This is a genomic window from Streptomyces sp. V3I7, from assembly GCF_030817495.1.
GTDB lineage: Bacteria > Actinomycetota > Actinomycetes > Streptomycetales > Streptomycetaceae > Streptomyces.
In genome coordinates this window covers 6,281,743-6,307,568 of sequence record NZ_JAUSZK010000001.1, presented here as the reverse complement: position 1 = coordinate 6,307,568, position 25,826 = coordinate 6,281,743, and the positions used below count along the sequence as shown (strand labels likewise).

Annotated in this window: 23 protein-coding genes; 12 read left to right on the top strand and 11 right to left on the bottom strand. The window is 71.4% G+C overall.

The window, feature by feature from the left end:
* The first annotated feature begins 16 nt into the window (after positions 1 to 16).
* From QFZ74_RS29195 to QFZ74_RS29180, 4 genes are all read left to right on the top strand, one after another.
* Complete coding sequence (locus QFZ74_RS29195) at positions 17 to 382, top strand: thioesterase family protein (protein WP_307623838.1); 366 nt, start codon at positions 17 to 19, stop codon at positions 380 to 382.
* Between the two features lie 154 nt (positions 383 to 536).
* Entirely contained in the window at positions 537 to 1,094 is a 558-nt protein-coding gene (locus QFZ74_RS29190) for a DoxX family protein (protein WP_307623837.1), read from the top strand.
* A 185-nt stretch (positions 1,095 to 1,279) separates the two neighbouring features.
* Positions 1,280 to 2,080, top strand: a complete 801-nt coding sequence (locus QFZ74_RS29185) for a maleylpyruvate isomerase family mycothiol-dependent enzyme (protein WP_307623836.1) — start codon at positions 1,280 to 1,282, stop codon at positions 2,078 to 2,080.
* Positions 2,081 to 2,180: 100 nt separating this feature from the next.
* Complete coding sequence (locus QFZ74_RS29180; RefSeq protein ID WP_307623835.1) at positions 2,181 to 2,999, top strand: SAM-dependent methyltransferase; 819 nt, start codon at positions 2,181 to 2,183, stop codon at positions 2,997 to 2,999.
* Positions 3,000 to 3,114: 115 nt separating this feature from the next.
* On the opposite strand, the gene QFZ74_RS29175 is transcribed toward QFZ74_RS29180, so the two are convergent.
* The gene (locus QFZ74_RS29175) at positions 3,115 to 3,345 is read right to left on the bottom strand and encodes a DUF397 domain-containing protein (protein WP_307623834.1); all 231 of its coding nucleotides are present in this window, start codon (positions 3,343 to 3,345) and stop codon (positions 3,115 to 3,117) included.
* Positions 3,346 to 3,535: 190 nt separating this feature from the next.
* Here QFZ74_RS29175 and QFZ74_RS29170 point away from each other — a divergent pair, with 190 nt between their 5' ends.
* Complete coding sequence (locus QFZ74_RS29170) at positions 3,536 to 3,997, top strand: ATP-binding protein (protein WP_307623833.1); 462 nt, start codon at positions 3,536 to 3,538, stop codon at positions 3,995 to 3,997.
* Between the two features lie 107 nt (positions 3,998 to 4,104).
* On the opposite strand, the gene QFZ74_RS29165 is transcribed toward QFZ74_RS29170, so the two are convergent.
* Positions 4,105 to 7,479 carry a pyruvate carboxylase gene (locus QFZ74_RS29165; protein WP_307623832.1) on the bottom strand — a complete coding sequence of 1,125 codons (3,375 nt, stop codon included), beginning with the start codon at positions 7,477 to 7,479 and terminating at the stop codon, positions 4,105 to 4,107.
* Positions 7,480 to 7,688: 209 nt separating this feature from the next.
* Here QFZ74_RS29165 and QFZ74_RS29160 point away from each other — a divergent pair, with 209 nt between their 5' ends.
* Complete coding sequence (locus QFZ74_RS29160; protein WP_307623831.1) at positions 7,689 to 8,660, top strand: hypothetical protein; 972 nt, start codon at positions 7,689 to 7,691, stop codon at positions 8,658 to 8,660.
* 332 nt (positions 8,661 to 8,992) lie between these two features.
* Here the strand turns inward: QFZ74_RS29160 and pgm are convergent, their stop codons facing one another.
* Positions 8,993 to 10,633, bottom strand: coding sequence for a phosphoglucomutase (alpha-D-glucose-1,6-bisphosphate-dependent) (gene pgm / locus QFZ74_RS29155; RefSeq protein WP_307623830.1), 1,641 nt, complete (start codon positions 10,631 to 10,633; stop codon positions 8,993 to 8,995).
* Positions 10,634 to 10,795: 162 nt separating this feature from the next.
* On the opposite strand from pgm, the gene QFZ74_RS29150 reads away from it, so the two are divergent.
* From QFZ74_RS29150 to QFZ74_RS29135, 4 genes are all read left to right on the top strand, one after another.
* Complete coding sequence (locus tag QFZ74_RS29150) at positions 10,796 to 11,287, top strand: peptidylprolyl isomerase (protein ID WP_307623829.1); 492 nt, start codon at positions 10,796 to 10,798, stop codon at positions 11,285 to 11,287.
* A 165-nt stretch (positions 11,288 to 11,452) separates the two neighbouring features.
* A complete protein-coding gene (locus QFZ74_RS29145) occupies positions 11,453 to 13,051 on the top strand; it encodes a multicopper oxidase family protein (RefSeq protein ID WP_307623828.1) in 1,599 nt (532 codons plus the stop codon).
* A gap of 140 nt (positions 13,052 to 13,191) precedes the next feature.
* On the top strand, positions 13,192 to 13,647 hold the full coding sequence (locus QFZ74_RS29140; RefSeq protein WP_307623827.1) for a hypothetical protein: 456 nt from the start codon (positions 13,192 to 13,194) through the stop codon (positions 13,645 to 13,647).
* An 89-nt stretch (positions 13,648 to 13,736) separates the two neighbouring features.
* Positions 13,737 to 14,849, top strand: a complete 1,113-nt coding sequence (locus tag QFZ74_RS29135) for a LacI family DNA-binding transcriptional regulator (RefSeq protein WP_307623826.1) — start codon at positions 13,737 to 13,739, stop codon at positions 14,847 to 14,849.
* 49 nt (positions 14,850 to 14,898) lie between these two features.
* Here QFZ74_RS29135 and QFZ74_RS29130 read toward each other — a convergent pair whose 3' ends face one another.
* Genes QFZ74_RS29130 through QFZ74_RS29115 form a run of 4 tightly spaced genes read right to left on the bottom strand, consistent with a single transcriptional unit; the run spans position 14,899 to position 20,299 of the window.
* Positions 14,899 to 17,094, bottom strand: a complete 2,196-nt coding sequence (locus QFZ74_RS29130; protein WP_307623825.1) for a glycosyl hydrolase family 65 protein — start codon at positions 17,092 to 17,094, stop codon at positions 14,899 to 14,901.
* Positions 17,095 to 17,940 (bottom strand): carbohydrate ABC transporter permease, encoded by an 846-nt coding sequence (locus QFZ74_RS29125; RefSeq protein WP_307623824.1) that lies wholly within the window; start codon positions 17,938 to 17,940, stop codon positions 17,095 to 17,097.
* Entirely contained in the window at positions 17,937 to 18,887 is a 951-nt protein-coding gene (locus tag QFZ74_RS29120; RefSeq protein ID WP_307623823.1) for a carbohydrate ABC transporter permease, read from the bottom strand. The genes QFZ74_RS29125 and QFZ74_RS29120 overlap by 4 nt, the downstream gene beginning before the upstream one ends.
* Before the next feature lie 29 nt (positions 18,888 to 18,916).
* The gene (locus tag QFZ74_RS29115) at positions 18,917 to 20,299 is read right to left on the bottom strand and encodes an ABC transporter substrate-binding protein (protein WP_307623822.1); all 1,383 of its coding nucleotides are present in this window, start codon (positions 20,297 to 20,299) and stop codon (positions 18,917 to 18,919) included.
* 259 nt (positions 20,300 to 20,558) lie between these two features.
* Between QFZ74_RS29115 and QFZ74_RS29110 the strand changes: the two genes are divergently transcribed.
* Complete coding sequence (locus QFZ74_RS29110; protein ID WP_307623821.1) at positions 20,559 to 21,548, top strand: aldo/keto reductase; 990 nt, start codon at positions 20,559 to 20,561, stop codon at positions 21,546 to 21,548.
* A gap of 171 nt (positions 21,549 to 21,719) precedes the next feature.
* Entirely contained in the window at positions 21,720 to 23,174 is a 1,455-nt protein-coding gene (locus QFZ74_RS29105; protein ID WP_307623820.1) for a glyceraldehyde-3-phosphate dehydrogenase, read from the top strand.
* A gap of 55 nt (positions 23,175 to 23,229) precedes the next feature.
* Here QFZ74_RS29105 and QFZ74_RS29100 read toward each other — a convergent pair whose 3' ends face one another.
* The 4 genes from QFZ74_RS29100 to QFZ74_RS29085 form a co-directional block, all read right to left on the bottom strand.
* The gene (locus QFZ74_RS29100; protein WP_307623819.1) at positions 23,230 to 23,697 is read right to left on the bottom strand and encodes an SRPBCC domain-containing protein; all 468 of its coding nucleotides are present in this window, start codon (positions 23,695 to 23,697) and stop codon (positions 23,230 to 23,232) included.
* A 66-nt stretch (positions 23,698 to 23,763) separates the two neighbouring features.
* Positions 23,764 to 24,405, bottom strand: coding sequence for a class F sortase (locus QFZ74_RS29095; RefSeq protein WP_307623818.1), 642 nt, complete (start codon positions 24,403 to 24,405; stop codon positions 23,764 to 23,766).
* A 143-nt stretch (positions 24,406 to 24,548) separates the two neighbouring features.
* Positions 24,549 to 25,106 carry a hypothetical protein gene (locus tag QFZ74_RS29090; RefSeq protein ID WP_307623817.1) on the bottom strand — a complete coding sequence of 186 codons (558 nt, stop codon included), beginning with the start codon at positions 25,104 to 25,106 and terminating at the stop codon, positions 24,549 to 24,551.
* 188 nt (positions 25,107 to 25,294) lie between these two features.
* A complete protein-coding gene (locus QFZ74_RS29085) occupies positions 25,295 to 25,747 on the bottom strand; it encodes a flavodoxin family protein (protein ID WP_307623816.1) in 453 nt (150 codons plus the stop codon).
* Positions 25,748 to 25,826: the final 79 nt, after the last annotated feature.

Genomic DNA, 25,826 nt, shown 5'->3' with positions numbered 1-25,826 from the left:
TCGCTAGCGTGGCCTGATGATCCATGAAGTGACCGACGCCGACACCGCCGTGACGGTGGGCAGCGGCGACGTACCCGTCCTGTCCACCCCGCGGCTGATCGCCTGGATGGAGGCGGCGACCGTACGGGCCGCCGCCCCGTTCACCACGACGGGCCAGACGACGGTGGGAACCGCGGTCCGCATCGAGCATCTGCGGCCCACCCGGGTGGGCGGTAGCGTGGAGGTGACGGCCGAGCCGCCGGCCTCGGCGGCGGGCCGTCGGCTCACGTTCGCCGTGCGGGCCGTCGACAGCGCGGGAGGGATCGTCGCGCAGGGCGAGATCGACCGCGCGATCGTGGACCGCGGACGGTTTCTGACGACGGCGCCCGACCCGCGCGTGTGAGGGCGCCGGCCGTGCGCGTGAGGGCGCCGGCCGCCTCGGAACGCGCTGGGGCGAGGCCCTGTCTGGCCCAGTCCGAGCGGCGGACGGCCCACCGGGGCCGAACACTGGAACAGATCGTTCGATCCACGTCTCCGGTTCACGGAAGGACCTCGCCATGGCCCACCTCTCCCGCAAGGATCTCGGACTGCTGGCTATGCGCCTCGGTACCAGCGGCGTGCTGTTCGTGCACGGCACGCAGAAGCTGTTCGGCTGGTTCGGCGGTCACGGCATCGATGCCACGGCGAATGCGATGGAGTCGATGGGCTTCCACCCCGGCAAGCCGGCCGCGATCGCGGCGGGCGCCGGTGAGGCGGGCGGCGGCCTGCTGCTCGCGCTCGGCGTCGCCACGCCGGTCGCGGGCGCGGCGGCGGCCGGGGCCATGGCCGGCGCGGTCGCGGTGCACCGCAAGGCGGGCTTCTTCGCCACCGCCGGCGGCTACGAGTACCCGGCCTACCTCGGCTTCATGGCCGCGGGTCTGGGTCTGGCCGGTCCGGGCCGTATCTCGCTCGACCACGCCACCCACCACCGCCTCAACCGTCCCCCGATGGTCCTGCTCGCGCTCGCGGGCGCCGCGGTGGCCGCCTTCGCCATCGTCGACCGCCGGGAGAAGGCGCTGAGCGCCCAGGCGCTCAAGGCCGAGGCGCAGGAGATCTTCGAGGACCAGCAGCCGTAGCGGACGAGCAGCCGTAGCGGACCGGTCCGAGCCGAAACACACCTGAAGTCCCCGTCCGACGACGACTTGTGGCCCACCCCTGCCGTCTGGTTGGGTACCGCGCTACGCGCGCCCGACCAGCGGCGCAGCAGGCGGAGAGGGCAGTCGGGGTGGAAGCGCAAGCGCGTTGGGACCACAGGGGCACCGTGCCGGAAGGGCTCGGCGAGGCGATACGCGGCACGGCCGGGGACATCGCCGCCCTGCTGCGCGGCGCGGCCGGCACGAGCGGGCCGATACCGGGGTCGCAGTGGACGGTCGGTGAGGCGGCCGCGCATCTGGCGCTGGCCAACCGGCTGATGGCCGAGATCGCGGCCGGGCACGAGCGTCCGTACGGCGACGGGACGCCGCAGAGTCTGGCCGCGGCCAACGCCGAGAGCCTCGACGTCTTCGAGGAGCGTGCGGCCGAGCCCCTCGCGGCGATGATCGTGGAGCAGGCCGAGGCGTTGCTGGACGCCACGGCCGCCCATCACACCCCATCCACAGCCACCGACGGGGTGCTCATGACGCCCCTCGGCCCCATGAACCACGCCCTTCTCGCCTCGTACCTCCTGACCCACATGCTGGGGCACGGCTACGACCTCGCCCGCGCGCTGGGCCGTCCGCACATGATCGATCGCACGCGCGTCGAACTGTGCCTGCCGTTCCTGAAGTCGGCCATGCCGCGCGTCGCCGACGCCGCGGCCGTCTCCGGTGTGACCGCGCGTTACACGCTCAGGCTGCGCGGCGGTCCGGCGTTCGGCGTGACGTTCGCCGGCGGTGCGGTCGAGGTGAGCCCGGAGCTGGTGGACCGTCCGGACTGCACCGTCCTCACCGAGCCCGTCGCGTTCCTGCTCATGGCGCTGGGCCGGCAGGGTCCCTGGCAGGCGCTCGCGCGCGGCCATGTGCTGGCCTGGGGGCGCAGGCCGTGGCTCGCGCCCCGCTTCCCCGCGCTGTTCATCGCGCCCTGAACCGATTCCGATCAAGCCCTGGCAGGGGTAACTTCCTTTTCCCTAGTATGTGTTGCCAGTCGGGCCGCTTAGCTCGACTCCGCTCGGAGCTGGGGGAGACATGCAGCCTGGTAATGAGCTGTCCACGAAAATCGACGCGACCGTCCCGACGGCGGCTCGTATGTACGACTACTACCTGGGCGGCAAGGACAACTACTCGGCCGACCGCGCGGCCTGCGAGGAGCTGGACAAGGTCGTCCCCAGCACCCGTGCCCTGGCCCTGAACAACCGCCGCTTCCTGCAGCGTGCGGTCAAGGTCCTCGCGGAGGACTACGGGATAAGGCAGTTCCTCGACCACGGGTCCGGTCTGCCCACCCAGAACAACGTGCACCAGGTCGCCCAGCAGATCGCCCCCGAGTCGCGCGTCGTGTACGTCGACAACGACCCGATGGTGCTGGTGCACGGCCGCGCGCTGCTGGACCAGAACGACCGTACGGCGGTCATCCACGCCGACATGCGCGACACGGAGACGATCTTCTCCCACCCCGACACCCAGCGGCTGATCGACTTCTCGCAGCCGGTCGCGGTGCTCTTCAACTCGGTCTTCCACTGCATCCCGGACAGCGAGACGGACGGCCCGCCGGCCCTGGTGCGCCGCGTGTCGGAACGGCTGGTGCCCGGCAGCTACCTGCTGATGTGTCAGCTGGTCAGCGAGGACCCCGAGGTCCGCGACTTCGTCACCGACTTCATGGACCAGGCCACGCAGGGACACTGGGGCCGCGTCCGGCAGGAGAAGGACATGGAGGCGCTGTTCGAGGGCATGGACGTCCTCGAACCGGGGCTGGTGGAGGTGTCCACGTGGCGCCCCGACACCGAGGTGACGCCCCGTCAGCAGACCATGGAGTGGATCGAGTTCGGCGGAGTGGCCCGCCTCCGCTAGCGGGTCCCTCCCCCGGCCCACGGTCTCGCCGCGCGGCCGCCCGACACGGGCGGCCGCCGCCGGGACCCGGATCCCGTCTCACAGCTCTCACAGCAGCTCACAGCTCTCACAGCTCTCACAGCAGGTGGTCGAACTCGCCGTCCTTCGCCCCGGCCAGGAACGCCCGCACCTCGGACCGCGTGTAGACGAGGGCGGGACCGTCGGGGTCGCGTGAGTTGCGTACCGCGATGCCTCCGTCGGTCAGGGGCGCCACCTCGACGCAGTCGCCCTCGGCGCTGCCGCGCCGGGTGGTGATCCATCGGGCGTCCAGCGAACTCGCCCGCACTCCGTTGGGTACTGATGCCACCGCTCTCTCCTTGCTCATCTTGTCCGTGCAATTTCCTGTGAAATTGCACGGGCGGCGCCGTCAGTGTGGATAATAGCCGTGGCGCCCAAGGCAGTTGGGGCGCCCCGTCCTGACGTCGCATCGGGGAGTGGCCGTGTCCTTACCTGCACGCGAAGCGCCCCGCCCTCCTCACAGGGCGGCCTTACGGGCAGTGGGGACCGACTGGCCCCGTCAGCCGGAGCGCGACGGCTCGTCCAGCGGCCACGTACGCCCCACCGAAGGACCCCGGTCCGTCGACCTCCTCGTCGCCATGGACGAAGCGGGCCTCGCCGAGGTGCGGGAGTTCACCCGCCGCACCCTGGCCGACTGGGCGCTGGACCACCGCAGTGACGACGCCGTCACCGTCGTCACGGAGCTCACCGCGAACGCGCTGGTCCACGCCGCCGCCGACGAGACGAACGTCTGGCTGAGGCTCTCCCGCAGAGCCGCCCACGTCGTCTGCGCGGTCACCGATCACAGCGACCAGCCACCCGTGTACCCCCACGCGCCCGATCCGCTGGCCGAACACGGTCGCGGCCTGCGCATCATCGAGGCCCTCTCCGAACACTGGGGCTGGACGCGGCGCACACCCGGCGGCAAGACGGTCTGGGCCATGCTGCCGGCCCGCCCCTGAGGACGCCTCGGCGTCCCCCACAGCCGACGGCACCGGCACCCTCCTCGGGCCGGTGCCGTCGTTCGTTCGAGCCTCGTCGATTCGAGCCCCGTTGATTCGAGCCTCGTTCAGGCGAGCTCGATCAGCAGGTCGCCGCCCTCCACCTGCTGGATCCGGTTGATGGCGAGACGCGAGACGCGGCCGGCCTTCGGGGCGGTGATCGCCGCCTCCATCTTCATGGCCTCGATGGTCGCCACGGTCGCCCCGGCGTCGACCTCGTCGCCCTCGGCGACCGTGAGGGTCACCACGCCGGCGAACGGGGCCGCCACATGGCCGGGGTTGGCGCGGTCGGCCTTCTCGGTGACGGGCACGTCCGAGGCGGCGGCCCGGTCGCGCACCTGGATCGGGCGGAGCTGACCGTTCAGCGTGGCCATCACCGTCCGCATGCCGCGCTCGTCGGCCTCGCCGACGGCCTGGAGCTCGATGAGGAGCCGTACGCCAGGTTCGAGGTCGACGGAGTACTCCGTGCCGGGGCGCAGCCCGTAGAAGAAGTCCTTGCTGTCCAGGACGCTGGTGTCGCCGAAGGTCTGGCGGTGGGTCTCGAACTCGCGCGTCGGGCCGGGGAACAGCAGCCGGTTCAGGGTCGCGCGCGGCGCCTTCTCCAGACCGGTACGGTCCTCACTGCTCAGCTCCGCGACGGGCTTGGCCTCGGCGCGGCCCTGAAGCGCCTTGCTGCGGAACGGCTCGGGCCAGCCGCCGGGCGGGGTGCCCAGCTCGCCGCGCAGGAAGCCGATGACGGAGTCGGGGATGTCGTAGCGGTTCGGCGCCGCCTCGAAGTCCTCGGGTGAGACGCCCGCGCCGACCAGGTGCAGGGCGAGGTCGCCGACCACCTTGGACGACGGGGTGACCTTGACCAGATGGCCCAGGATGCGGTCGGCGGCGGCGTACATGGCCTCGATGTCCTCGAAGCGGTCGCCGAGGCCGAGCGCGACCGCCTGGGTGCGCAGGTTGGAGAGCTGGCCGCCGGGGATCTCGTGGTCGTATACGCGGCCGGTGGGCGAGGCGAGGCCCGCCTCGAAGGGGGCGTAGATCCGGCGCACGCTCTCCCAGTACGGCTCCAGGTCGCCGACGGCCCGCAGGCCGAGGCCGGTGGGGTGCTCGGAGTGGTCGGTGGCGGCCACGATCGCCGACAGGGACGGCTGGGACGTCGTACCGGCCATGGACGCGACGGCGCCGTCCACGGCGTCGACGCCCGCCTGGATCGCCGCGAGGTAGGTGGCCAGCTGGCCGCCCGAGGTGTCGTGGGTGTGCAGGTGCACCGGAAGGCCGAACTCGCGGCGCAGCGCGGACACGAGGGTGGCGGCGGCCGGGGCGCGCAGCAGGCCCGCCATGTCCTTGACGGCCAGGACGTGGGCGCCGGCCTCCACGATCTGCTCGGCCAGGCGCAGGTAGTAGTCCAGGGTGTACAGCTGCTCGGAGGGGTCGGAGAGGTCGCCGGTGTAGCAGAGGGCGACCTCGGCGATGGCGGTGCCCGTCCCCCGTACGGCGTCGATGGCGGGGCGCATCTGGCCGACGTCGTTGAGCGCGTCGAAGATGCGGAAGATGTCGATGCCGGTGGCGGCGGCCTCCTGCACGAAGGCGTCGGTCACCTCGGTCGGGTACGGGGTGTAGCCGACGGTGTTGCGGCCGCGCAGCAGCATCTGGAGGCAGATGTTGGGCACGGCCTCGCGCAGCGCGGCGAGCCGCTCCCAGGGGTCCTCGGCGAGGAAGCGCAGGGCGACGTCGTAGGTGGCGCCGCCCCAGCACTCCAGGGACAGCAGCTCGGGCAGGGTGCGGGCGACCACGGGGGCGACGGTGAGGAGGTCCTGGGTGCGGACCCGGGTGGCGAGCAGCGACTGGTGGGCGTCGCGGAAGGTGGTGTCGGTGACGCCGACGAGGGGTGACTCCCGCAGCCAGTGGGCGAAGCCCTCGGGGCCGAGTTCGGCGAGGCGCTGCCGGGAGCCGGCGGGCGGCTCGCCGGCCGGGAGCGGGGGCAGCTTGGTGGAGGGGTGGATGAGCCGGGGGCGTTCGCCGTGCGGCTTGTTGACGGTGACGTCGGCGAGGTAGGTGAGCAGCTTGGTGCCGCGGTCGGCGGAGGAGCGCGCGGTGAGCAGGTGCGGGCGCTGCTCGATGAACGACGTCGTCACGCGCCCGGCCTGGAAGTCCGGGTCATCCAACACAGCCTGGAGGAAGGGGATGTTGGTGGCGACGCCGCGGATGCGGAACTCGGCGACGGCACGCCTGGCGCGGTCGACGGCGGCCTTGAAGTCCCGGCCGCGGCAGGTGAGTTTGACCAGCATCGAGTCGAAGTGGGCGCTGATCTCCGTACCCGCGTGGGTGGTTCCGCCGTCGAGGCGGATGCCGGAGCCGCCGGGCGAGCGGTAGGCGCTGATGCGGCCGGTGTCGGGGCGGAAGCCGTTGGCCGGGTCCTCGGTGGTGATACGGCACTGCAGGGCCGCGCCGCGCAGGCTGATCGTGTCCTGGGAGAGCCCGAGGTCGGCGAGGCTCTCGCCGGAGGCGATGCGCATCTGCGCCTGGACGAGGTCGACGTCGGTGACCTCCTCGGTCACCGTGTGCTCGACCTGGATGCGCGGGTTCATCTCGATGAAGACGTGGTTGCCGTCGCGGTCGAGCAGGAACTCCACCGTGCCGGCGTTGCGGTAGCCGATCTCGCGGGCGAAACGGACGGCGTCGGCGCAGATCCGGTCGCGCAGTTCGGGGTCCAGGTTGGGCGCGGGCGCCAGCTCGATCACCTTCTGGTGGCGCCGCTGGAGCGAGCAGTCGCGCTCGTACAGGTGGATGACCTCGCCCTCGCCGTCGGCGAGGATCTGCACCTCGATGTGGCGCGGTTCCACGACGGCCTTCTCCAGGAAGACGGTCGGGTCGCCGAACGCGGACGCCGCCTCGCGCGAGGCCGCCTCGATGGACTCGCGCAGCTGCTCCGGATCCTCGACGCGGCGCATGCCGCGCCCGCCGCCGCCCGCGACGGCCTTCACGAACACGGGGAACCCGATGTCGCCTGCGGCCCGGACCAGTTCGTCGACGTCGGTGGAGGGCGCGGAGGAGCCGAGCACGGGCACCCCGGCGGCGCGGGCGGCGGCCACGGCACGCGCCTTGTTGCCCGTCAGTTCCAGGGTGTCGGCGCTCGGTCCGACGAAGGTGATGCCCGCCTCCTCGCAGGCACGGGCCAGTTCCGGGTTCTCGGAGAGGAACCCGTAGCCGGGGTAGACGGCGTCCGCGCCCGCCCGGCGCGCCGCGTCCACGATCTCCCCGACCGAGAGGTAGGCGCGCACCGGATGCCCGGGCTCGCCGATCTCGTACGCCTCGTCGGCCTTCAGCCGGTGCAGCGAATTGCGATCCTCGTGCGGGAAGACGGCGACCGTCCGCGCGCCCAGTTCATATCCGGCGCGAAACGCCCGAATCGCGATCTCTCCACGGTTGGCGACCAGCACCTTGCGGAACATCCTCGACCCCTTCAGCCTGCCGGCGACAACACCATCGTGGCGGCCGCTCGCGTGCGCTGCCACGCCGCCACGTTAGGGGCGCGCCGACAACCTTCTGAAGGCGGTAAACATCACATTGACAGCGCGAGGCGTGAACGCATACCCGCACGCGCGCGTTCCCCGTGTCCTGACGGCCTCGGGCGGGCCTCACTCGTAGGCTTGCGCCGCCCGTGCAGGTGCCGAAGACGACGGAGGGCAGCACGTCGGGGATCAATCGTGACCGCCTGGCCGGAATGCTGACGTTCTGGCTGCGTCCGGCCTTCGCCCTGCGCGTCGTGGGCCGCTTCCAGCGGATCGTGGGCTTCGACCGTTCGATGGCCCTGGCGTCCAGCGCGCTCACCGCGCTGGTCCCGCTGGCGATCCTCGGCGGGGCCGTCGTGTACAGCATCGGCGGCAAGGACGTCGCGGACCGGCTCATCGGCCGGTACGGCCTGACGGGCGAGGGCGCCGACGCGGTCAGGTATCTCTTCTCCCCCGCCGAGGGCACCACGGCGAGCGCGGGCGTCTTCGGGTTCGTGTTCCTGACGATCTCTCTGCTGAGCTTCTCCCGGGCCGCGCAGCGGCTGTTCGAGCAGACCTGGGAGCTCAAGCCGCTCAGCGTGCGCAACACGCGCAACGGCCTGTGGTGGATCGTCGTGCTGGTGGCCTATCTGGTGGTCAACGGCTGGCTGTACGCGCTGCTGGGCGACGGCCGGCTGGGGCTGGCGGCCGCGCTGTGCGACGCGCCCGTGACCGCCGTGTTCCTGCTGGGCAGCGGCCGGCTGCTGTCCGCCGGGCGGCTCGGCCGGGCGCAACTGCTGCCGTTCGCCGTGCTCGCGGGCGTGCTGACGGCGGCCTGTTCGGTGGGGGCGAGCGTGTATCTCCCCCATCTGTTCAACTCCTCCACCGTGCGCTACGGCGCGGTCGGCGCCGTGTTCGCGATGATCTCGGCATTGTTCGCCCTGATGGTCGTCCTGGTCGGGTCGGCGGCGCTGGGACGGGAGGTGGGCGACGAGCTGGACCGCATCCGGGCGGGCCGGCGCCCGTCCGACCGCGAGGTCCGCCGTGAGTGGGACGGCGTGGTCGAACAGGCGCGCTCGCGCTGGCGGACGGCCCGCGAACAGATCCCCAGGCCCCGCGCGAAGGGACCGAAGGGCCCCTGAGCGCTGGCGGCGCGACCTCGAGGAAGGCGGGCGGCTGGCGCGGGTCAGCCCTGAGGATGGCCGCGCGGGTCATCCGACGCGGGCGGCGGCGCGGGTCACCCGACGCGGGCAGCTCCACGGGCCAACCCCTGCGGACGACCGGCACAGGCCAGCCGACGCGAGCGGCGGCGCGCGTCACCCGACGCGAGCAGCTCCACGGGCCAACCCCTGCGGACGACCGGCACAGGCCAGCCGACGCGAGCGGCGGCGCGCGTCACCCGACGCGAGCAGCTCCACGGGCCAACCCCTGCGGACGACCGGCACAGGCCAGCCGACGCGAGCGGCGGCGCGCGTCACCCCTTGAGCGCCGCCAGCACCACCGCCTTGGCCTCCTCCTGCACCCGGGCCAGGTGGTCGGGACCGAGGAAGGACTCGGCGTAGACCTTGTACACGTCCTCGGTGCCCGAGGGCCGGGCCGCGAACCAGGCGTTCTCCGTGGTCACCTTGATGCCGCCGATGGCGGCGCCGTTGCCGGGGGCCTCGGTGAGGACGGCGGTGACCGGCTCGCCGGCCAGGGTCTCGGCGGTGACCTGGGCGGGCGAGAGCTTCGCGAGCAGGGCCTTCTCCTCGCGGGTGGCCGGGGCGTCGATGCGGGCGTAGGCCGGTTCCCCGAAGCGGGCGGTCAGTCCGGCGTAGTGCTCGGACGGGGTCTTCCCGGTGACGGCCGTGATCTCGGAGGCGAGGAGGGCGAGCAGGATGCCGTCCTTGTCCGTGGTCCACACCGAGCCGTCCCGGCGCAGGAAGGACGCGCCGGCCGACTCCTCGCCGCCGAACCCGATGGTCCCGGAGGCCAGTCCGTCCACGAACCACTTGAACCCGACCGGTACCTCGACCAGTTCCCGGCCGAGGTCGGCGGCGACCCGGTCGATCATCGACGACGACACGAGCGTCTTGCCGATGCCGGTGCCCGCCGGCCACTGCTCGCGGTGGCGGTAGAGGTGGTCGATGGCGACGGCGAGGTAGTGGTTGGGGTTCATCAGGCCCGCGTCCGGGGTGACGATGCCGTGCCGGTCGGCGTCGGCGTCGTTGCCCGTGGCGATGTCGAAGCGGTCGCGCTGCTCGATGAGCGAGGCCATCGCGTACGGCGACGAGCAGTCCATCCGGATCCGGCCGTCCCAGTCCAGCGTCATGAAGCGCCAGGTCGGGTCGGTGTGCGGATTGACCACGGTCAGGTCGAGGCCGTGCTGTTCGGCGATGCGGCCCCAGTAGGCGACCGACGCCCCGCCCAGCGGGTCGGCGCCGATGCGCACACCGGCCGCCCGGATCGCGTCCAGGTCCAGCACGTTCGGCAGGTCGGAGACGTACGTCCCCAGGTAGTCGTACGGCCGTGTGGTGGGCGCCGCGAGGGCGCGGGCGTAGGGGATGCGCCGTACGTCCTTCAGGCCGCCCGCGACGAGCTGGTTGGCGCGGTCCTGGATCCAGGAGGTGGCGTCGGAGGCGGCGGGGCCCGCGTTCGGCGGGTTGTACTTGAAGCCGCCGTCGGCGGGCGGGTTGTGCGACGGCGTCACCACGACGCCGTCCGCGAGGCCCGTGGTGCGGCCGCGGTTGTACGCGAGGATGGCGTGCGAGACCGCCGGGGTGGGGGTGTAGCCGTCCGCGCTGTCGACCAGGACGGTGACGCCGTTCGCGGCGAACACCTCCAGCGCGGTGACCTTCGCGGGCTCCGACAGGGCGTGGGTGTCGGCCCCGAGGAACAGGGGGCCGTCGATGCCCTGGGCGGCCCGGTAGTCGCAGATCGCCTGGCTGGTGGCGGCGATGTGGTCCTCGTTGAACGCGGCTGCCAGTGAGGATCCGCGGTGTCCTGACGTACCGAACGCCACGCGCTGCCCGGGTTCGGCCGGGTCGGGGTGCAGGGTGTAGTACGCGGTGACCAGTCGGGCCACGTCGACGAGGTCGCCGGGACCGGCCGGCGTGCCCGCTCGCTCGTGGGGCATGGGTGCCTTCCTCCGCATCGGTGGGGTGTCGCTGGGGGTCTCATCTTTCCTCGTCGCGGGCGCGCCGCGCGAGTGCGCCCGACGGCCGCGCACCACTCGGACACCGCGCGGATGACGCGCCCGAGTCGGATTCACCCGCCGCTTGGCGATAAATTGGTCTCCATGAGCGAGAACGTCTACTTCGACATCACCATCAACGACGAGCCGGCCGGCCGGATCGTGTTCAAGCTGTTCGATGACGTGGTGCCGCGTACCACCAAGAACTTCCGTGAACTGGCCACCGGTGAGCACGGCTTCGGCTACGCCGGTTCGCCCTTCCACCGCGTCATCCCGCAGTTCATGCTGCAGGGCGGCGACTTCACCCGGGGCAACGGCACCGGCGGCAAGAGCATCTACGGCGAGAAGTTCGCGGACGAGAACTTCAACCTGAAGCACGACCGCCCCTACCTGCTGAGCATGGCGAACGCGGGCCCGAACACCAACGGCTCGCAGTTCTTCGTCACCACGGTCAAGACCCCGTGGCTGGACGGCAAGCACGTCGTCTTCGGCGAGGTCGTCGAGGGCAAGGAGCTGGTCGACAAGATCGAGGGCCTGGGCAGCCAGAGCGGCGCCACCTCCGCCACCATCAAGGTCTCGGACAGCGGCACGGTCTGACACCACCGCAGCAGCGCAGGCCCCCCGCCCCGCGTCGTGCCGTCCGGCACGCGGGGCGGGGGGCCTGCGCTCGTTCCGGGGCCCGGTACGGCAACCGTCCGGACATCATGAGACGCGCCGCCCCAGTTACCGCACATATCGTCATAAAACGTGTGTTATTCAGTCATGCGCAAACCTTCGCGGCGTACCTTGCTCTCCGCCTCTTTCGCGGCCTTCGGCTCGGGACTGCTGGCCGCCTGTACCGAATCCGGCTCGCAACCGCACTCCGGCTCCCGTCCCGCATCGGGGGCCGGCGCCGACGGCGGCCCGTTCGTTCCTCCGGGGCCCAAGGGGTATGTGAGCCCCTCCGGGCCCGAGGTCCGCGCCGCTGAACGCAAACGGGGCTCCGGCCGCGTGCGCGAGTTCAAGCTCACCGCCGAGGAGACCACCCTCGACCTGCACGGCCGGAAGGTCCGCACCTGGGCGTACGGCGACACGCTGCCAGGGCCGCAGTTGCGGCTGAACGCCGGTGAGGTCCTGAGCGTCCATCTCGCCAACCGTCTGCCCACCGGCACGACGCTGCACTCCCACGGGGTGCGTCTGCGGTGCGACATGGACGGGGTGCCCGATCTGACGCAGGCGCCGATCCGCCCGGGCACCGGCTTCACCTACCGGTTCGCCGTCACCAACCCCGGTACCTATTTCGTGCACTCCCACTCGGGGCTCCAGCCCGACCGTGGCCTGTACGCGCCGCTCATCGTCGACGACCCCAAGGAGCCCCTCTCCTACGACAAGGAGTGGATCCTCGTCCTCGACGACTGGCTCGACGGCGTGGACGGCTCCACCCCCGACCAGGTCCTCTCCGAGCTCACGCACGGCCGCGGGATGGCGATGGACGGCCACGGCGGCCACAAGGGGATGGGCCGCTCCGCCGGGTCGAAGGGCCCCTCGCGCGTGCTCCACGGCTCCCACAGCCGGCTGCTGCACAGCGAGGGCGGCAATGTCGCCCACCCGTACTTCCTCGCCAACGGCCGCCTGCCCACCGACCCGTCGGTGTTCCGGGCCCGCCCGGGCGACCGCATCCGGCTCCGCATCATCAACGCCGGGGCGGAGACCGCGTTCCGTGTCGCGCTCGCCGGTCACGCCATGACCGTCACCCACACCGACGGCTACCCCGTGGAGCACAAGACGACGGACGGCCTGCTCATCGGCATGGCCGAGCGCTACGACGTGCTGGTCACCGCCAAGGACGGCGTCTTCCCGCTCGTCGCCCTCGCGGAGGGCAAGAACGCGCGGGCCATGGCCGTGCTGCGCACCGCGGCCCGCGGCGCCGCTCCCCCGTCGGGCGCCCGCCCCGACGAGCTCGACGGGCAGATCGTGCCGGCCCGCCGGCTGCGGCCCCACGAGTCGGTGGTCCTGAGCGACCGCAAGCCGGACCGCGACTTCCGCGTCCGGCTCACGGGCGGCATGAAGAACTACGACTGGGCCTTCGACCACCGGCCCTACGAGGTCACCCAGCGCCACCCCGTGCGCCAGGGGGAGCGCGTCCGCCTCACCGTCATCAACGCGACCGACATGTGGCACCCCATCCATCTGCACGGCCACACCTTCGCCATCTACGGGCTCGACGGGCTCGGGGCGCGCAAGGACACCTCCATCGTGCTCCCCCACCGCAAACTCGTCGTCGAGTTCGACGCCGACAACCCCGGGCTGTGGATGCTGCACTGTCACAACCAGTACCACTCGGAGTCCGGGATGATGACGATCCTCGGCTACCGCGCGTAGCCCGCCCCTGGCCCGCCCCTGGCCCGCCCCCGTCCGGGGCGCGTTGCTCCGTGCGAGTGGTGCATCTCCCCGGACGGTCGTAGCGTCGTTACAGCGGTCCCCTGTGGGCGGAAGTGCAGTCGAATTGGGCGGGAGGGAAGATGCGCAAACCAGTGCGGAGTACAGCGATCATGTTCTGGGCGGCCGTGTTGTTCGCGGGCGGTGTCACGACCGCGTCCGCGGCCCGGCCGGACTCGGCTCCGGCCGGGCAGCCGGCGTCCGGACCGGTGCTCGTCGACTGCTTCTGGCGCTCGAACGTACGCCCTAACGACTTCGTCCTGGCCTGCGGCGACGGCAACAGCCGCCTGGCCGGTCTGCACTGGTCGCAGTGGGGCCCGGCCGGAGCGACGGCGCAGGGCGTGAACGTGGTCAACGACTGCAAGCCGTACTGCGCGGCGGGCACCTTCCGCTCGTACCCCGTCACGGTCCGCCTCGACCGCCCGGACACATGGAAGAAGGACCCGGGTCTGACGCACTTCACGCGGATGAGCCTGACCTACTCCGGCGGCGCGCCGGAGGGCTACTCGCAGGTGATGACCTACCCGCTGTGGAACTGAGGCCGCAGGCCGGGCGTCGACAGTCGCCGGTTGAACGATAAAATCCGTTCACCGGGCGACGCGCGCCCGGTCGGACTTCGGGGGAGAGAATGCCGCTCAGCTCCGCACGGGGCCGCTCCGGCGGGGCAGGATCCGCGACCATCACGGACGTGGCCGAGGCCGCCGGGGTGTCGCGGCAGACGGTGTCCAACGTGCTCAACGCCCCGCATCGTGTGCGGGCCGAGACCCGCGAGCGCGTCGAACGCGCCATCGCCGAGCTGGGCTACCACCCCAACCGCATGGCCCGCTCGCTGCGGGCCAGTTCACCGGGGATGGTCGGGTGCCGGATCCTGCCCGTGAGCGCGGGGACGGTCGCCTCCATCCAGGACCGGTTCCTGCACGCGCTCGCCGAGGCGGGGCAGCGCAGCGACTGTCACGTCCTGCTGTTCACCGCGTCCGAGAGCGACGCGCCGGACGGGGCGGGGGTGTCGGAGACCGAGCGGAGCATCGCCCTGTGGCGGGCGGGAGCGGTGCGCGGCGTCGTGCTCTACGACCTCACCCACGACGATCCGCGGCCGCGCGAACTCACCGTGGCGGGCGTGCCGTTCGTCGCGTTCGGCCGGACCGCTGCTGAAACTGACGGCTACAGCTGGGCCGACGTCGACAACGAGGCGGGGACGGCCGCCGCGGTCGATCATCTGGTGGCCGCCGGACACCGCCGCATCGGCTTCCTCGGCTGGCCGGAGGGCAGCCGGCTCGGCGACGCCCGCGCGCGGGGCTGGCTCAGCGCCATGGACCGGCACGGTGTGCTGAGGCGGAGCCACCGGCTGGATGTCCGGGGGCCCGACACCATGGCCGGCGGCACCGCGCTCATGACGGAGCTGCTGAACCGTCCGGAGCCGCCCACCGCCGTCGTCGCGGCGACGGACACGCTCGCGGTCGGCGCCCTGCACGCCCTGCCGCACCGGGGCCGGCGCCCCGGCGAGGACGTCGCCGTGGTCGGCTTCGACGACACCCCGGCGGCCGCCGCCCTCGGCCTGACCAGCGTGCGCCAGCCGATAGAGGAGGTCGGCCGGCTGATCATGGCCGAGCTGCTGCGGCTCACCGGCGCGAGCGAGGGGGAGGCGGACGAGAGCGGTCGCATGCGTCAACTCCTCGCCCCGGAACTGGTGATCCGCACCAGCTCGGCGCCCGGGGCGGCGGAAGATCCCGTACGGCGGTAGGGCGGCCGACTGGACCGGCCGCCCCAACTCGCTCTGATACGACGGTGGTTCAGCCGCGCGTGCGCAGGGTGAGCGGCTCCCCGGGCCGGACCCGGTAGACGTGCCCCTCGGCCTCCACCGGGAGTTCCGGGCCCGAGCGCAGCCGGACCGTCGTTCCCTCGTGCCGGATGTCGACGTCGAAGACGCGGCCCCGCCAGTGGAGTCGGCTGAGGGTGATGCCGTCCAGCGCGGCGGGCAGGATCGGGGCAAGGACGACGCGGTCGGGGCGCCAGCGCAGTCCCGAGTAGCCGTACAGGAACACCTGGAGGAAGCCGCCGTGCCCGGTGAGGAAGGTGAAGGCGCCTCCCTTACGGGCCTCCGCGAACTGCTCGAAGGGGGCCCGCACGAACGGGTCCACGCTGTGCCGGGTGCGGTCCAACGCCGCTTCCGCTTCCCCGAGTTGGGCGTACACGATCGCGTGGACCGAGTCCGTCATCGATGGGCCGTCCTCGTGCGTGCGGGGCAGGTAGTACTCCAGGTCGGCCCGGGTGACCGCCTCGTCCTGTGGGTGCTCCCAGGGGTAGGCGAGCATCACGACGTCGGCCTGCTTGATCTGCTCGCCCTCGTATCCGGCGAACTCCGGGTGCACACCGAGCCGTTCGTCGAAGGGGACGACGAGGCCCCGCGCGGCCTCGTACCACGCGGGATCGGCCGGTTCGCCGAGGACGGCGGCGGCCTCGGTGGCGAAGCGCAGGACCGCGGCGGCGGAGGCGTTGGTGTACGCGGAGTCGTCGTGGGGCTCGATCGCGTACTCGTCCGGCGGGATCACGCCGCTCAGGTGGTACCGGCCGTCCGCGCCGAGGACCGCCCGGCTCGCCCAGAAGTCGGCGGCGCCGCGCAGCACGGGCCACCCCTTGGCCCGCAGCCACGTCTCGTCGCCGGTGGCGAGCCAGTACTGCCAGAAGGCGAGGGCCACGTCGGAGGTGACGTGCAGTTCGTAGTCGCCGAACGGGGCCCAGGAGGGCGTGTCCTCGCTGCCGTCGAGGCTGCTCTCCCACGGGAAGCGGGCGCCCGTGTCACCGCCGCGCGCGGCGTTGGCGTACGCGGCGTCGAGCCGGTCCAGGCGGTAGTCCAGGACGCTCTCGGCGATGTCCGGGTGCTGGGCGAGGAGGCTGGGCCAGATCCAGGTCTCGGTGTCCCAGAAGACGTGTCCGTTGTACCCGTCGCTGGACAGCCCCGCCGGGGACGGCGACCACGGCAGCCCGGCGCGGGCGCTGGTGAGCAGGTAGAACTTGGCGGCCCGCACCTGGCGTCGCAGCCGTTCGTCGCCGTGGACGGTGATGTCGCCTTGCCACTCGCGCGCCCAGGCGGCCCGGCTGTCCTCGGCCAGCCGCTCGTAGCCGCACGCCGCCGCCTCCAGCGCGGCCTCGCGGGCGAGCGCGAGCGGGTCGGCCGTGTCGTGGCTGGTGGCGAGGCCGACGTACTTGGTGAAGGTGTACGACGTACCGGCCCGCACCGGGAGGCCGATCCGGCGGACCGCGGTCCCCTCGGCCGTCTCGGCGCGCGCGTCGGCCGGAGCGTGCAGGGCTGCCGCGACGGCGGCGGTGACCGAGCTGCCCCGGGCCGCCGTCGTCAGCCAGATCAGATCCTCAGGGCCCCCCGTCGCGCCCTGTCGGGTGTCGCGGGTGCGCAGGGCGCCCCGTTCGTCGAGGGCGTCGGTGACCTCCAGGGTTCCGTCCCAGTGCGGGGTCACCGTGACCGTGACGGCGGCCGTGTGGGTGCGGTGCCGGGCGGTGAGGATCTCGTAGCGCACGTCGGTCACCCGCCCGGCAGGGGAGGTCCAGCGTGCGGCGGTGGCGATGACGCCGGTGCGCAGGTCCAGGGTCTGGCGGTAGCCGGCGATGCCGCGGGCCACCGTGGTCAGGGGGCTGTCCACCGGCGCCCAGTCGCCGCCGACCGCGGGTGCCTCGTCCTGGCCGGGCTCGGGAGCGAAGGCCGTGTTGAAGGTGCCGCTGCCGTCGCCGACGTCCAGCGTCGTCCACGCCGGCAGCGAGGCCTTGCGGGCCCACTCCCCCTCGGCGCCGGTGTAGAGCCCGGCGACGTGGAACTGGGTGCGGATCGGGGCCTCGGCGAAGCCGTTGCCGGCGGCCGGGACCCGCGCGGCGAGGTAGCCGTTGCCCGTGAAGGCCGGGTGGTAGTCGGTCAGCGGGTCGTCGGTGGCCAGCACCCAGTCGTCCGGCACCGGTTCGCTGCTCGGGGCAGACATCTACTTGAGTCCTCCTGCCGTGAGGCCGTCCACGATGCGTCGCTGGAAGAGGAGCACGGCGACGACGAGCGGGAGCGTCACCACGACGCCGGCCGCCATCTGGGTGCCGAACGGCTGGTCGTACTTGTACGCGCCGGTGAACAGGGACACGATCACGTTCGCCGTCATCATGTCGCGCCGGTTCACCACGCTGACCGCGATGAGGAACTCGTTCCAGGCGCAGATGAAGACGAGGATGGCCGTCGTGAAGACGCCGGGCGCGGCCAGTGGTAGGACGACCTTGCGGAACGCCTGCCCGGGGGTGCAGCCGTCGACCTGGGCGGCCTTCTCCAGTTCGGCCGGCATCTGGCGGAAGAAGGCGGTCAGGTTCCACACCGCGAGCGGCAGCGTGAAGCTCATGCTCGGCACGATCATCGCCTGGTACGTGTTGATCCAGCCGATGTCGGTGAACAGCCGCAGCAGCGGCACCACCAGGATGATCGGCGGGAACATCGACGCCGCGATGATCAGGGTGAGGATCAGCGTCTTGCCCCGGAACCGCAGCCGCGCCAGGGCGTATCCGGCGAACACGGCGACGACGAGCGTGAGCGCGGTCGTGACGCCGGCGACCACCGCGCTGTTCACCAGAGCGCGGCCGAAGCCGTTCTTCGGGTCGAAGGCGCTGGAGTAGTTCTCGAACGAAAGGGGCGCGGGGATCGGCGCGTTGGAGAACTGGTCGGTGGGCCGGCGCAGGCTGGAGACCACCATCCAGTAGAAGGGCACCAGGCAGTAGGCGACGATCAGGCCGGTGCCCAGGCGCCGGGCCCACGCCGCTCCCCTGCGCCCTCGTACACGTGTCGTGCTCATCGTTCGCTCCCTGTACCCCGGCCGATCAGGTCGGCTCCGAACAGCCTGACGAACGCGAAGGCGACCACGGCCACGTAGGCGAACAGGACGGTCGCGTACGCGGCGGCGGTGCCGAAGCGCAGATTGGTCATCTCCTCGAAGGCGATCATCGAGAGCGTCTCGACGGAGTGCTTGCGCGGGCCGACCAGGACGTACGGCAGGTCGAACATGCGCAGCACGTCCAGCAGCCGGAAGAGCACCGCCACCACGAGGGCCGGGCGGACCAGGGGCAGCGTGATCCGCCAGAAGGTGCGCCACGGCGAAGCGCCGTCGACCCTGGCCGCCTCGTACAACTCGCCGGGGATGACCTGGAGTCCGGCCAGGACGAGCAGGCCGATGAACGGCGCGGTCTTCCAGGTGTCGGCGACGACGACGGACAGCCAGGCCTGGAACCCGTCGCGGTTCCACAGGATCTGGGCGCCGAGGATGTCGTTGGCGATGCCCTGGCTGTTGAAGATCCACTTCCAGAGGAGGCCGGACATGGCGGTCGGGATGGCCCACGGCACCAGGACGGCGGCGCGCACGAGCGCGCGGCCCTGGAAGGCGCGGTGCATCACCAGGGCCATGGCCATGCCGATGAAGACCTCCAGCGTCACCGATGCCAGCGCGAACGACGTGGTGTTCCACCACGGTCGCAGGATCCGGTCGTCGCCGAAGACCCTGGCGTAGTTGTCCAGTCCGAACGTGGTCGTGGTGACGTTGAACCCGGTGTGCGGGTCGATGGACTGGTGCGACACCTGGAACGACAGGCGCAGGGCGGCCACCACCGGGTAGCCGATGACGAGCCCGACCACCAGGAGGGTCGGTGAGAGCAGTGCGGCCGCCAGCCGGCCGGTGCCGGCCCGGCGCGTGGTGCGCGCGGGCCGGGTACCGGTGCCGGAGGCCTCTCTCGATGTCAGGACGGACATCAGAAGGCCTTTCCGATCTCTGCCGTCGCCTACTTCTCGGCGATGGCGGCGGAGAGGTTCTTCTGCATGTCCGCCAGCGCGGCGTCGACGGACTTGTCGCCGCTCAGCGCGGCCGCGGCGCTCTCCTGGATGGCGGCCGTCGCGTCGCCGTAGTGGACGACGGCGGGGCGGGGCGTCGCCGTGGCGAGGGACTGCTTGAGGGTCGCCAGGTAGGGGAACTTCTTGTTCAGCGCCGGGTCGTCGTAGAGCGCGGTGTACGGCGGGGCGGAGGAGTTGACCTGGAGGTTGGCCCGCGCGTTCGCCGTGTTGGAGAAGAACTTGATGAAGTCCAGCGCGGTGGCCTTGTTCTTGGCGAACTTGCTGATGGCCAGGTTCAGTCCGCCGAGGGTCGACTTGCCGGGTCCGTCGAGACCGGGCAGCGGGGCGACGCCGAACTTGCCGGCGACCTTGCTGGAGCCGTCCTTGGCGCCTGCCAGGGCCCACTGGTACGGCCACTGGCGGTGGAAGAGCAGCTTGCCGGACTGGAAGGCGCGGCGGCCGTCCTCCTCCTGGTAGGTGGCGGCCTTCTTGTCGATACGGCCCTCCTTGAACCCGTCGGCCAGGAAGTGCAGGCCCTTCTTCGCGGCGTCCGTGTCGACGGTGGCCTTGCCCTTGGCGTCGACGACGGAGCCGCCGGCGGAGGCCACGGCCTCGGAGAAGTTGACGGTCAGGCCCTCGTACTTGTCGAACTGGCCAGCGTAGCAGTCGATGCCCTCGCCCTCGGGGAGCTTGCTGACCTTCGCGCAGTCCTGCTCCATCTCGGCCCAGGTCTGCGGGGGTTGGGCCTTGATCTTGTCGAGCAGGTCCTTGCGGTAGAAGAGCAGACCGGCGTTGGTGTTGTACGGGATGGCGTACTGCTTGCCGAAGTACGTCCCCGTCTTCACCACGGAGGGCAGCATCTGGTCGAGCGGGAACTTGCCGGCGGGCAGCTGGTCGATCCACTGGTTGGCCGCGAACTCGGCCGTCCACACGACGTCCAGGTTGAGGACCGTGTACGCGTCGGACTTGGTCTGCGCGTTCTGGATGAACTGCTGGCGCTGCTGGTCGGCGCTCTCCGGGAGCTCGACGAGGGTGACCTTCTGGTCGGGGTGCTTCTTGTTCCAGCGGTCCAACTGGCCCTGGACGGTGCCGGTGGTGTCCTTGCCCATGGCCAGGGTGATCGGCCCGCGCTCCTTGGAGGCCTCCGGGGCGCCCCCGCCCTTGGAGTCGGAGTCCGAGCTGCCGCAGCCGACGAGGAGCGACGCGCATATCGCGGACGTCGCCGCCACCGCGCCCCATCGCACCGTCCGTGCTCTGCCGGTACCCGTACGGACCACTGTCTGCTCCGAACTCACCATGTCCTCCTTGCCCCACTGCCCTATTTGATCGTTCAAGATGGCGTCCCATTTCCGGCCAGTCAACCCCTCGGACCAGCGTGTTCGGATCGTTAGACGCGCTGTTGGATCGTTCATAGACAGCGCTGGTCGTTCCGGAAGAGGAACGTCGACTTCACGCCAACCGGCGCCGGACGCGGGCGTACCGGCGCGTTCTTGACTTCGAGCGCACGCGAAGTCGTAGCGTCCGAGACGCGGACGGCCCCCAGGGGCCCGCCGCAGGACCATCCACGGAAAGCGGAAAGGGCTGGAGCTCGACATGGAACAGCGCAGTCTGCGAGACCTCCGGGTGTCCGCCATCGGCCTCGGCTGCATGGGGATGTCCGCCTTCTACGGCACCGCCGACGAGGAGGAGGGCATCCGGACCATCCGGCGCGCCCTCGACCTCGGCATCGACTTCCTCGACACCGCGCAGCTCTACGGCCCGCTGACGAACGAGACGCTCGTCGGGCGTGCGATCAAGGGGAACCGTGACGCGTACGTGGTCGCCACGAAGTTCAACTACCGCATGGACGACGCCGTTCCGGGCGACATGAGCACCATCGGGCGGCAGGACGGTTCGGCGGAGCACGTGCGCAGCTCGGTGCACGGCTCGCTCCAGCGGCTCGGCACCGACTACATCGACCTCTACTACCAGCACCGCGTCGACCCGGACGTGCCGATCGAGGAGACCGTCGGCGCCCTGGCGGAGCTGGTCGCGGAGGGCAAGGTGCGGCACATCGGGCTGAGCGAGGCGGCGCCGGAGACCATCCGCCGGGCCCATGCCGTGCACCCGGTCACGGCGGTGCAGACCGAGTACTCGCTGTGGTCGCGGGACCCGGAGGAGGGCGTGCTGCCCACGTGCCGGGAGCTGGGGATCGGGTTCGTCCCGTACTCGCCGCTGGGCCGCGGCTTCCTCGCGGGCCGGTTCTCCTCGCCCGAGGAGCTCGACGAGGGCGACTACCGCCGCCACGGCCCCCGCTTCACCGGCGACAACCTGGAGGCGAACCTCCGGCTGGCGGCGAAGGTGAAGGAGATCGCCGCGGAGAAGGGCGTGACCCCGGCGCAGCTGGCGATCGCGTGGGTACTGGCCCAGGGCGACGACCTGGTCCCGATCCCGGGCACGAAGCGCCGCTCGTACCTGGAGCAGAACGCGGCCGCGGTCGGCATCGAGCTGACCAAGGAGGATCTGGCGCGTATCGACGCGGAGCTTCCGCGGGCTGCCGGGCAGCGCTACGACGAGTCCGGGATGCGGTCCGTGAACCTCTGATCCGGGGCCATCCCGGGGGCTTTTCGGGGCCTTCCGGGCCTTCTTTCGATACCAGGGCGGCGCTCGGCCTGTCTGTGCGCGCTATCACGTACCCCCATCTCACGCCTCCTCACGTGATCAAAGTAGGGTGTGCTCTGCATATGAGCGCCGCCTAGCTCGAAAGATAGATCTGTGACTGTCAATGAGGACTCGTTCACAAACTGGAAGCACCGCGAGGAGATCGCGGAGTCGATGATCCCGGTCATCGGGAAGCTGCACCGCGAGCGGGACGTCACGGTCCTGCTGCACAGCCGCTCCCTGGTGAACAAGTCGGTGGTCAGCATCCTCAAGACCCATCGGTTCGCCCGGCAGATCGCCGGCGAGGAACTGTCGGTCACCGAGACGATGCCCTTCCTCCAGGCTCTGGCCAGGCTGGATCTCGGCCCCTCCCAGATCGACATCGGCATGCTGGCCGCGACCTACCGCGCCGACGACCGCGGGCTGTCCGTCGAGGACTTCACCGCCGACGCCGTCGCCGGTGCCACGGGCGCGAACAAGCTGGAGTGCCGTGACGGCCGTGACGTCGTCCTCTACGGCTTCGGCCGCATCGGCCGCCTGGTCGCCCGGCTGCTCATCGAGAAGGCGGGATCCGGCAACGGCCTGCGGCTGCGGGCCATCGTCGTGCGCGGGGGCGGTGGGCAGGCCTCCGAGGATCTCGTGAAGCGGGCCTCGCTGCTGCGCCGGGACTCGATCCACGGCCAGTTCCAGGGCACGATCACCGTTGACGAGGCGAACAGCACGATCGTCGCCAACGGCAACGTCATCAAGGTGATCTACGCGAACGACCCGAGCGAGGTCGACTACACGGCGTACGGCATCAAGGACGCCATCCTCATCGACAACACGGGCAAGTGGCGCGACCGTGAGGGGCTGTCGAAGCACCTGCGTCCCGGCATCGACAAGGTCGTGCTGACCGCGCCGGGCAAGGGTGACGTGCCGAACATCGTCCACGGCGTCAACCACGACATGATCAAGCCGGACGAGCGGATCCTGTCCTGCGCGTCCTGCACCACCAACGCGATCGTGCCGCCGCTGAAGGCCATGGACGACGAGTACGGTGTGCTGCGCGGGCACGTGGAGACCGTCCACTCGTTCACCAACGACCAGAACCTGCTGGACAATTACCACAAGTCCGAGCGCCGCGGCCGGTCCGCGCCGCTCAACATGGTCATCACCGAGACCGGTGCCGCCTCCGCGGTCGCCAAGGCGCTGCCCGACCTCCAGGCGAAGATCACCGGCAGCTCGATCCGGGTCCCGGTGCCGGACGTCTCGATCGCGATCCTCAACCTCCAGCTCGCGCGCGAGACCACCCGCGAGGACGTCCTGGAGTACCTCCGCGAGGTCTCGCTGACGTCGCCGCTGCGCCGCCAGATCGACTTCACCAGTGCGCCCGACGCGGTCTCCAACGACTTCATCGGCTCGCGCCACGCCTCGATCGTCGACGCCGGCGCCACCAAGGTCGACGGCGACAACGCCATCCTCTACCTCTGGTACGACAACGAGTTCGGCTACTCGTGCCAGGTCATACGCGTCGTCCAGTACGTCTCCGGGGTCGAGTACCCGACGTACCCGGCGCCCGCGGTCTGAAGCGCACACCACTCGCGGTGAACGAGCGGCCGAGCCTGCGGGCTCGGCCGCTCGGCTATGCGGGCCCGGCCCCTTCCACCAGCCGGGCGAGCTTCCCGAGCGCCATACGGGTTCCCAACTCGTTGTCCGCACGCGGGATTTCGTCGGGCAGCCCGTCGTGCACGATGACGACCTCCGTGCCGCCGTGGGTCTCGACGAGCGACGTCGTCATGGTCGTCGTCCCGCGCAGCGCGTCGTCGTCCGTCTCGAACTCGATCTCCTCGACGACCAGTTGGTCCGGCACCAGCCGCACGAAGTGCCCGCGGTAGGTGTCCGTGCGCCCGCCGGACTTGCCGGGGCGGTCCGGGTCGTCGTAGACGAGGGAGACACGGAACGCGCCTCCCGTCCGCGCGTCGAACGCGTGCACGTGCGCCGTCATGCCGTCGGGCACGCGCCAGGCGGCGACGGCATCCGGGTCGACGAGCGCCCGGTAGACCGAGGCGGCGGACGCCCGCACCCGTCTCGTGGTCCGAGTGGTGTACATGTCCGGTGGCCCCTCCTCACCGCTGCCTGCCCGTCCCAGTGTGCCGGGTGTTCGCGCGTGCCGCGGTCAGACGAGGTGGGCGTACACCACCAGGTTCTCCGTGTAGTCCCGGGCGGTGTGGTCGTAGTCCCCGGCGCAGGTGATCAGGCGGGCCTCGGCGCGGGGGGTGTCGGCGTAGACCTGACGGCTGGGGAAGGCGTCCTTCTCGTACGTCTCGGCGGTGTCCACCTTGAAGGTGGCCTTGCGTCCGTCCGCCCTGAGGACGGTGAAGGTGTCGCCGGCGTCCAGTTCCTCCAGGCCCGCGAAGACCGCCGCGGAGGTGGTCGTGTCGACGTGCCCGGCGATGATCGAGGTGCCGGGCTCCCCGGGCGAGGCGCCCTTGGAGTACCAGCCGACGAGGTTGACGTCACCTGCGGGCGGCGGCAGGAGCTGGCCCGAGGGGCCGAGCGTGAGGTCGGTGAAGGGGGCGTCCACGCCGATCTTCGGGATGAGCAGACGGGTCGGCCGGGAGCGGGGCAGGTGCTTTCCGGCCGGGTGCGCGAGGGCGGCGGCGCCTTTGGTGCGCGGTGGCTCGGAGGCGCCGGCCGGCGGCTTGCCACCCAGCAGCCCGACGGCCAGCAACAGCAGCACGAAACCCCACACCGCCATCTGCCCGCCGCAACGTGGTCCCTGCGTGGCGGGGGTCGGGGAGGACGAACGGGCTGCCATCGGGCACCACCTCACTCGGGTCACTCGGGTACGGCAGCGGGGCGCAGCGGTCGGGTCGCCGTCGGGTCACGGTGCGGGGGAAGCCGGCCGCCGACACGAGGCGCGCGGCGGCGGCCGCAGTCCCTGCGAACACCTCGCGCCGGTCAGGACGCCCCGGCGGTGTTCTTGCGGCGCAGCGCGTAGACACCGGTGGCGCCCACCGCGAGGACGGCCAGCCCGCCTGTGGTCACACCGGGCGAGGAGAGCGCGCCGCCGCCGGTGTGCATGCCGCCGCGGGGGGAGTCCTCCTCGTCGTCACCGGAGCCGCCCTTGTCGCGGCCCCCGCTGCCGCTGTCCTCGTTGTTCTTGTCCTTGTACGTCTCCGGGTCGAACCTGCTGCTGTCCGAGCCGTCGCCGCTGCCGCTGTCGCTGCTCCAGTCGTCCCCGCTCATCACGGCGGCGAGGGCTCCGCCGCCGGTGTGCATGCCGCCACGGGGCTCGTCGCGGCCGCCGCCGTCGTCGCCGGATTCCTTGCTGTACGAGGAGTCGTCGCCGTAGGAGTCGTCGCTGTGGGAAGAGTCGCCGCCGTGGGAGGAGTCGTCGCTGTAGGAGGAGTCGTCGTGGCTGTTGTTGTCACCGCCTGAGGCGAAGGCCCCGGGAGTGGCGAAGGCGAGCGCGGCCGTCGCGGCCGCCGTAGCCAGGATCATGCGGGCAGAACGCATCTGGGAGTCCTTCCGCCGCGGCCCGGGCTGCCGACACTCCATCAGCTGAGACGACCCGGCCCCCGACATGAACCACCGTCAGTCACACCCACCTCTCGCACCATCCGAGCCGCCCAGGCGGGTTACCAACACACCCCGTGCGGCCGTGTCGGCACGGGATTCGGGGGTCGAGCGGGTAGGGGGCGCAGTCAGCCCATCAGTCCGGCGGCGACCGTGGCGCCCAGGTTCCAGCACGCCTCGGTGTCGTCCTTGCCGGGTTCACCGGTGACGGTGACGGCGTCGGCCGTACGGCGCCAGCCGAGGCCCGTGGTGACCGCCTCGATCCCGCGCACCGCGCCGGTGACGTCGTTGCCGCCGTGCACGTAGTAGCCGAAGGGCCGGCCCCGCGTCTCGTCCAGGCAGGGGTAGTAGACCTGGTCGAAGAAGTGCTTCAGGGCGCCCGACATGTAGCCGAGGTTCGCCGGGGTGCCGAGCAGGTATCCGTCGGCGGCGAGCACGTCGGAGGCGGTGGCGGACAGCGCGGCGCGCCGTACGACCTGTACGCCCTCGATCTCGGGCGTGGTGGCGCCGGACACGACGGCCTCGAACATCGCCTGGCAGTGGGGCGACGGCGTGTGATGAACGATCAGCAAGGTAGCCACACCCCGAACCCTGCCGTGGCCGCCCGGCCCGTCGCAAACGTCACCGGCGACCTGGGGGTTCTCGCTTCAACCTTCACAC

Excerpts from the sequence above, each read along its gene's own strand:
- QFZ74_RS29100 (WP_307623819.1), bottom strand. The coding sequence starts at position 23,697 with ATGTACACCACTCGGACCACGAGACGGGTGCGGGCGTCCGCCGCCTCG.
- QFZ74_RS29190 (WP_307623837.1), top strand. The coding sequence starts at position 537 with ATGGCCCACCTCTCCCGCAAGGATCTCGGACTGCTGGCTATGCGCCTC.
- QFZ74_RS29125 (WP_307623824.1), bottom strand. The coding sequence starts at position 17,940 with ATGAGCACGACACGTGTACGAGGGCGCAGGGGAGCGGCGTGGGCCCGG.
- QFZ74_RS29120 (WP_307623823.1), bottom strand. The coding sequence starts at position 18,887 with ATGTCCGTCCTGACATCGAGAGAGGCCTCCGGCACCGGTACCCGGCCC.
- QFZ74_RS29180 (WP_307623835.1), top strand. The coding sequence starts at position 2,181 with ATGCAGCCTGGTAATGAGCTGTCCACGAAAATCGACGCGACCGTCCCG.
- QFZ74_RS29150 (WP_307623829.1), top strand. The coding sequence starts at position 10,796 with ATGAGCGAGAACGTCTACTTCGACATCACCATCAACGACGAGCCGGCC.
- QFZ74_RS29145 (WP_307623828.1), top strand. The coding sequence starts at position 11,453 with ATGCGCAAACCTTCGCGGCGTACCTTGCTCTCCGCCTCTTTCGCGGCC.
- QFZ74_RS29135 (WP_307623826.1), top strand. The coding sequence starts at position 13,737 with ATGCCGCTCAGCTCCGCACGGGGCCGCTCCGGCGGGGCAGGATCCGCG.
- QFZ74_RS29140 (WP_307623827.1), top strand. The coding sequence starts at position 13,192 with ATGCGCAAACCAGTGCGGAGTACAGCGATCATGTTCTGGGCGGCCGTG.
- QFZ74_RS29130 (WP_307623825.1), bottom strand. The coding sequence starts at position 17,094 with ATGTCTGCCCCGAGCAGCGAACCGGTGCCGGACGACTGGGTGCTGGCC.
- pgm (WP_307623830.1), bottom strand. The coding sequence starts at position 10,633 with ATGCCCCACGAGCGAGCGGGCACGCCGGCCGGTCCCGGCGACCTCGTC.
- QFZ74_RS29165 (WP_307623832.1), bottom strand. The coding sequence starts at position 7,479 with ATGTTCCGCAAGGTGCTGGTCGCCAACCGTGGAGAGATCGCGATTCGG.
- QFZ74_RS29195 (WP_307623838.1), top strand. The coding sequence starts at position 17 with ATGATCCATGAAGTGACCGACGCCGACACCGCCGTGACGGTGGGCAGC.
- QFZ74_RS29090 (WP_307623817.1), bottom strand. The coding sequence starts at position 25,106 with ATGCGTTCTGCCCGCATGATCCTGGCTACGGCGGCCGCGACGGCCGCG.
- QFZ74_RS29095 (WP_307623818.1), bottom strand. The coding sequence starts at position 24,405 with ATGGCAGCCCGTTCGTCCTCCCCGACCCCCGCCACGCAGGGACCACGT.
- QFZ74_RS29110 (WP_307623821.1), top strand. The coding sequence starts at position 20,559 with ATGGAACAGCGCAGTCTGCGAGACCTCCGGGTGTCCGCCATCGGCCTC.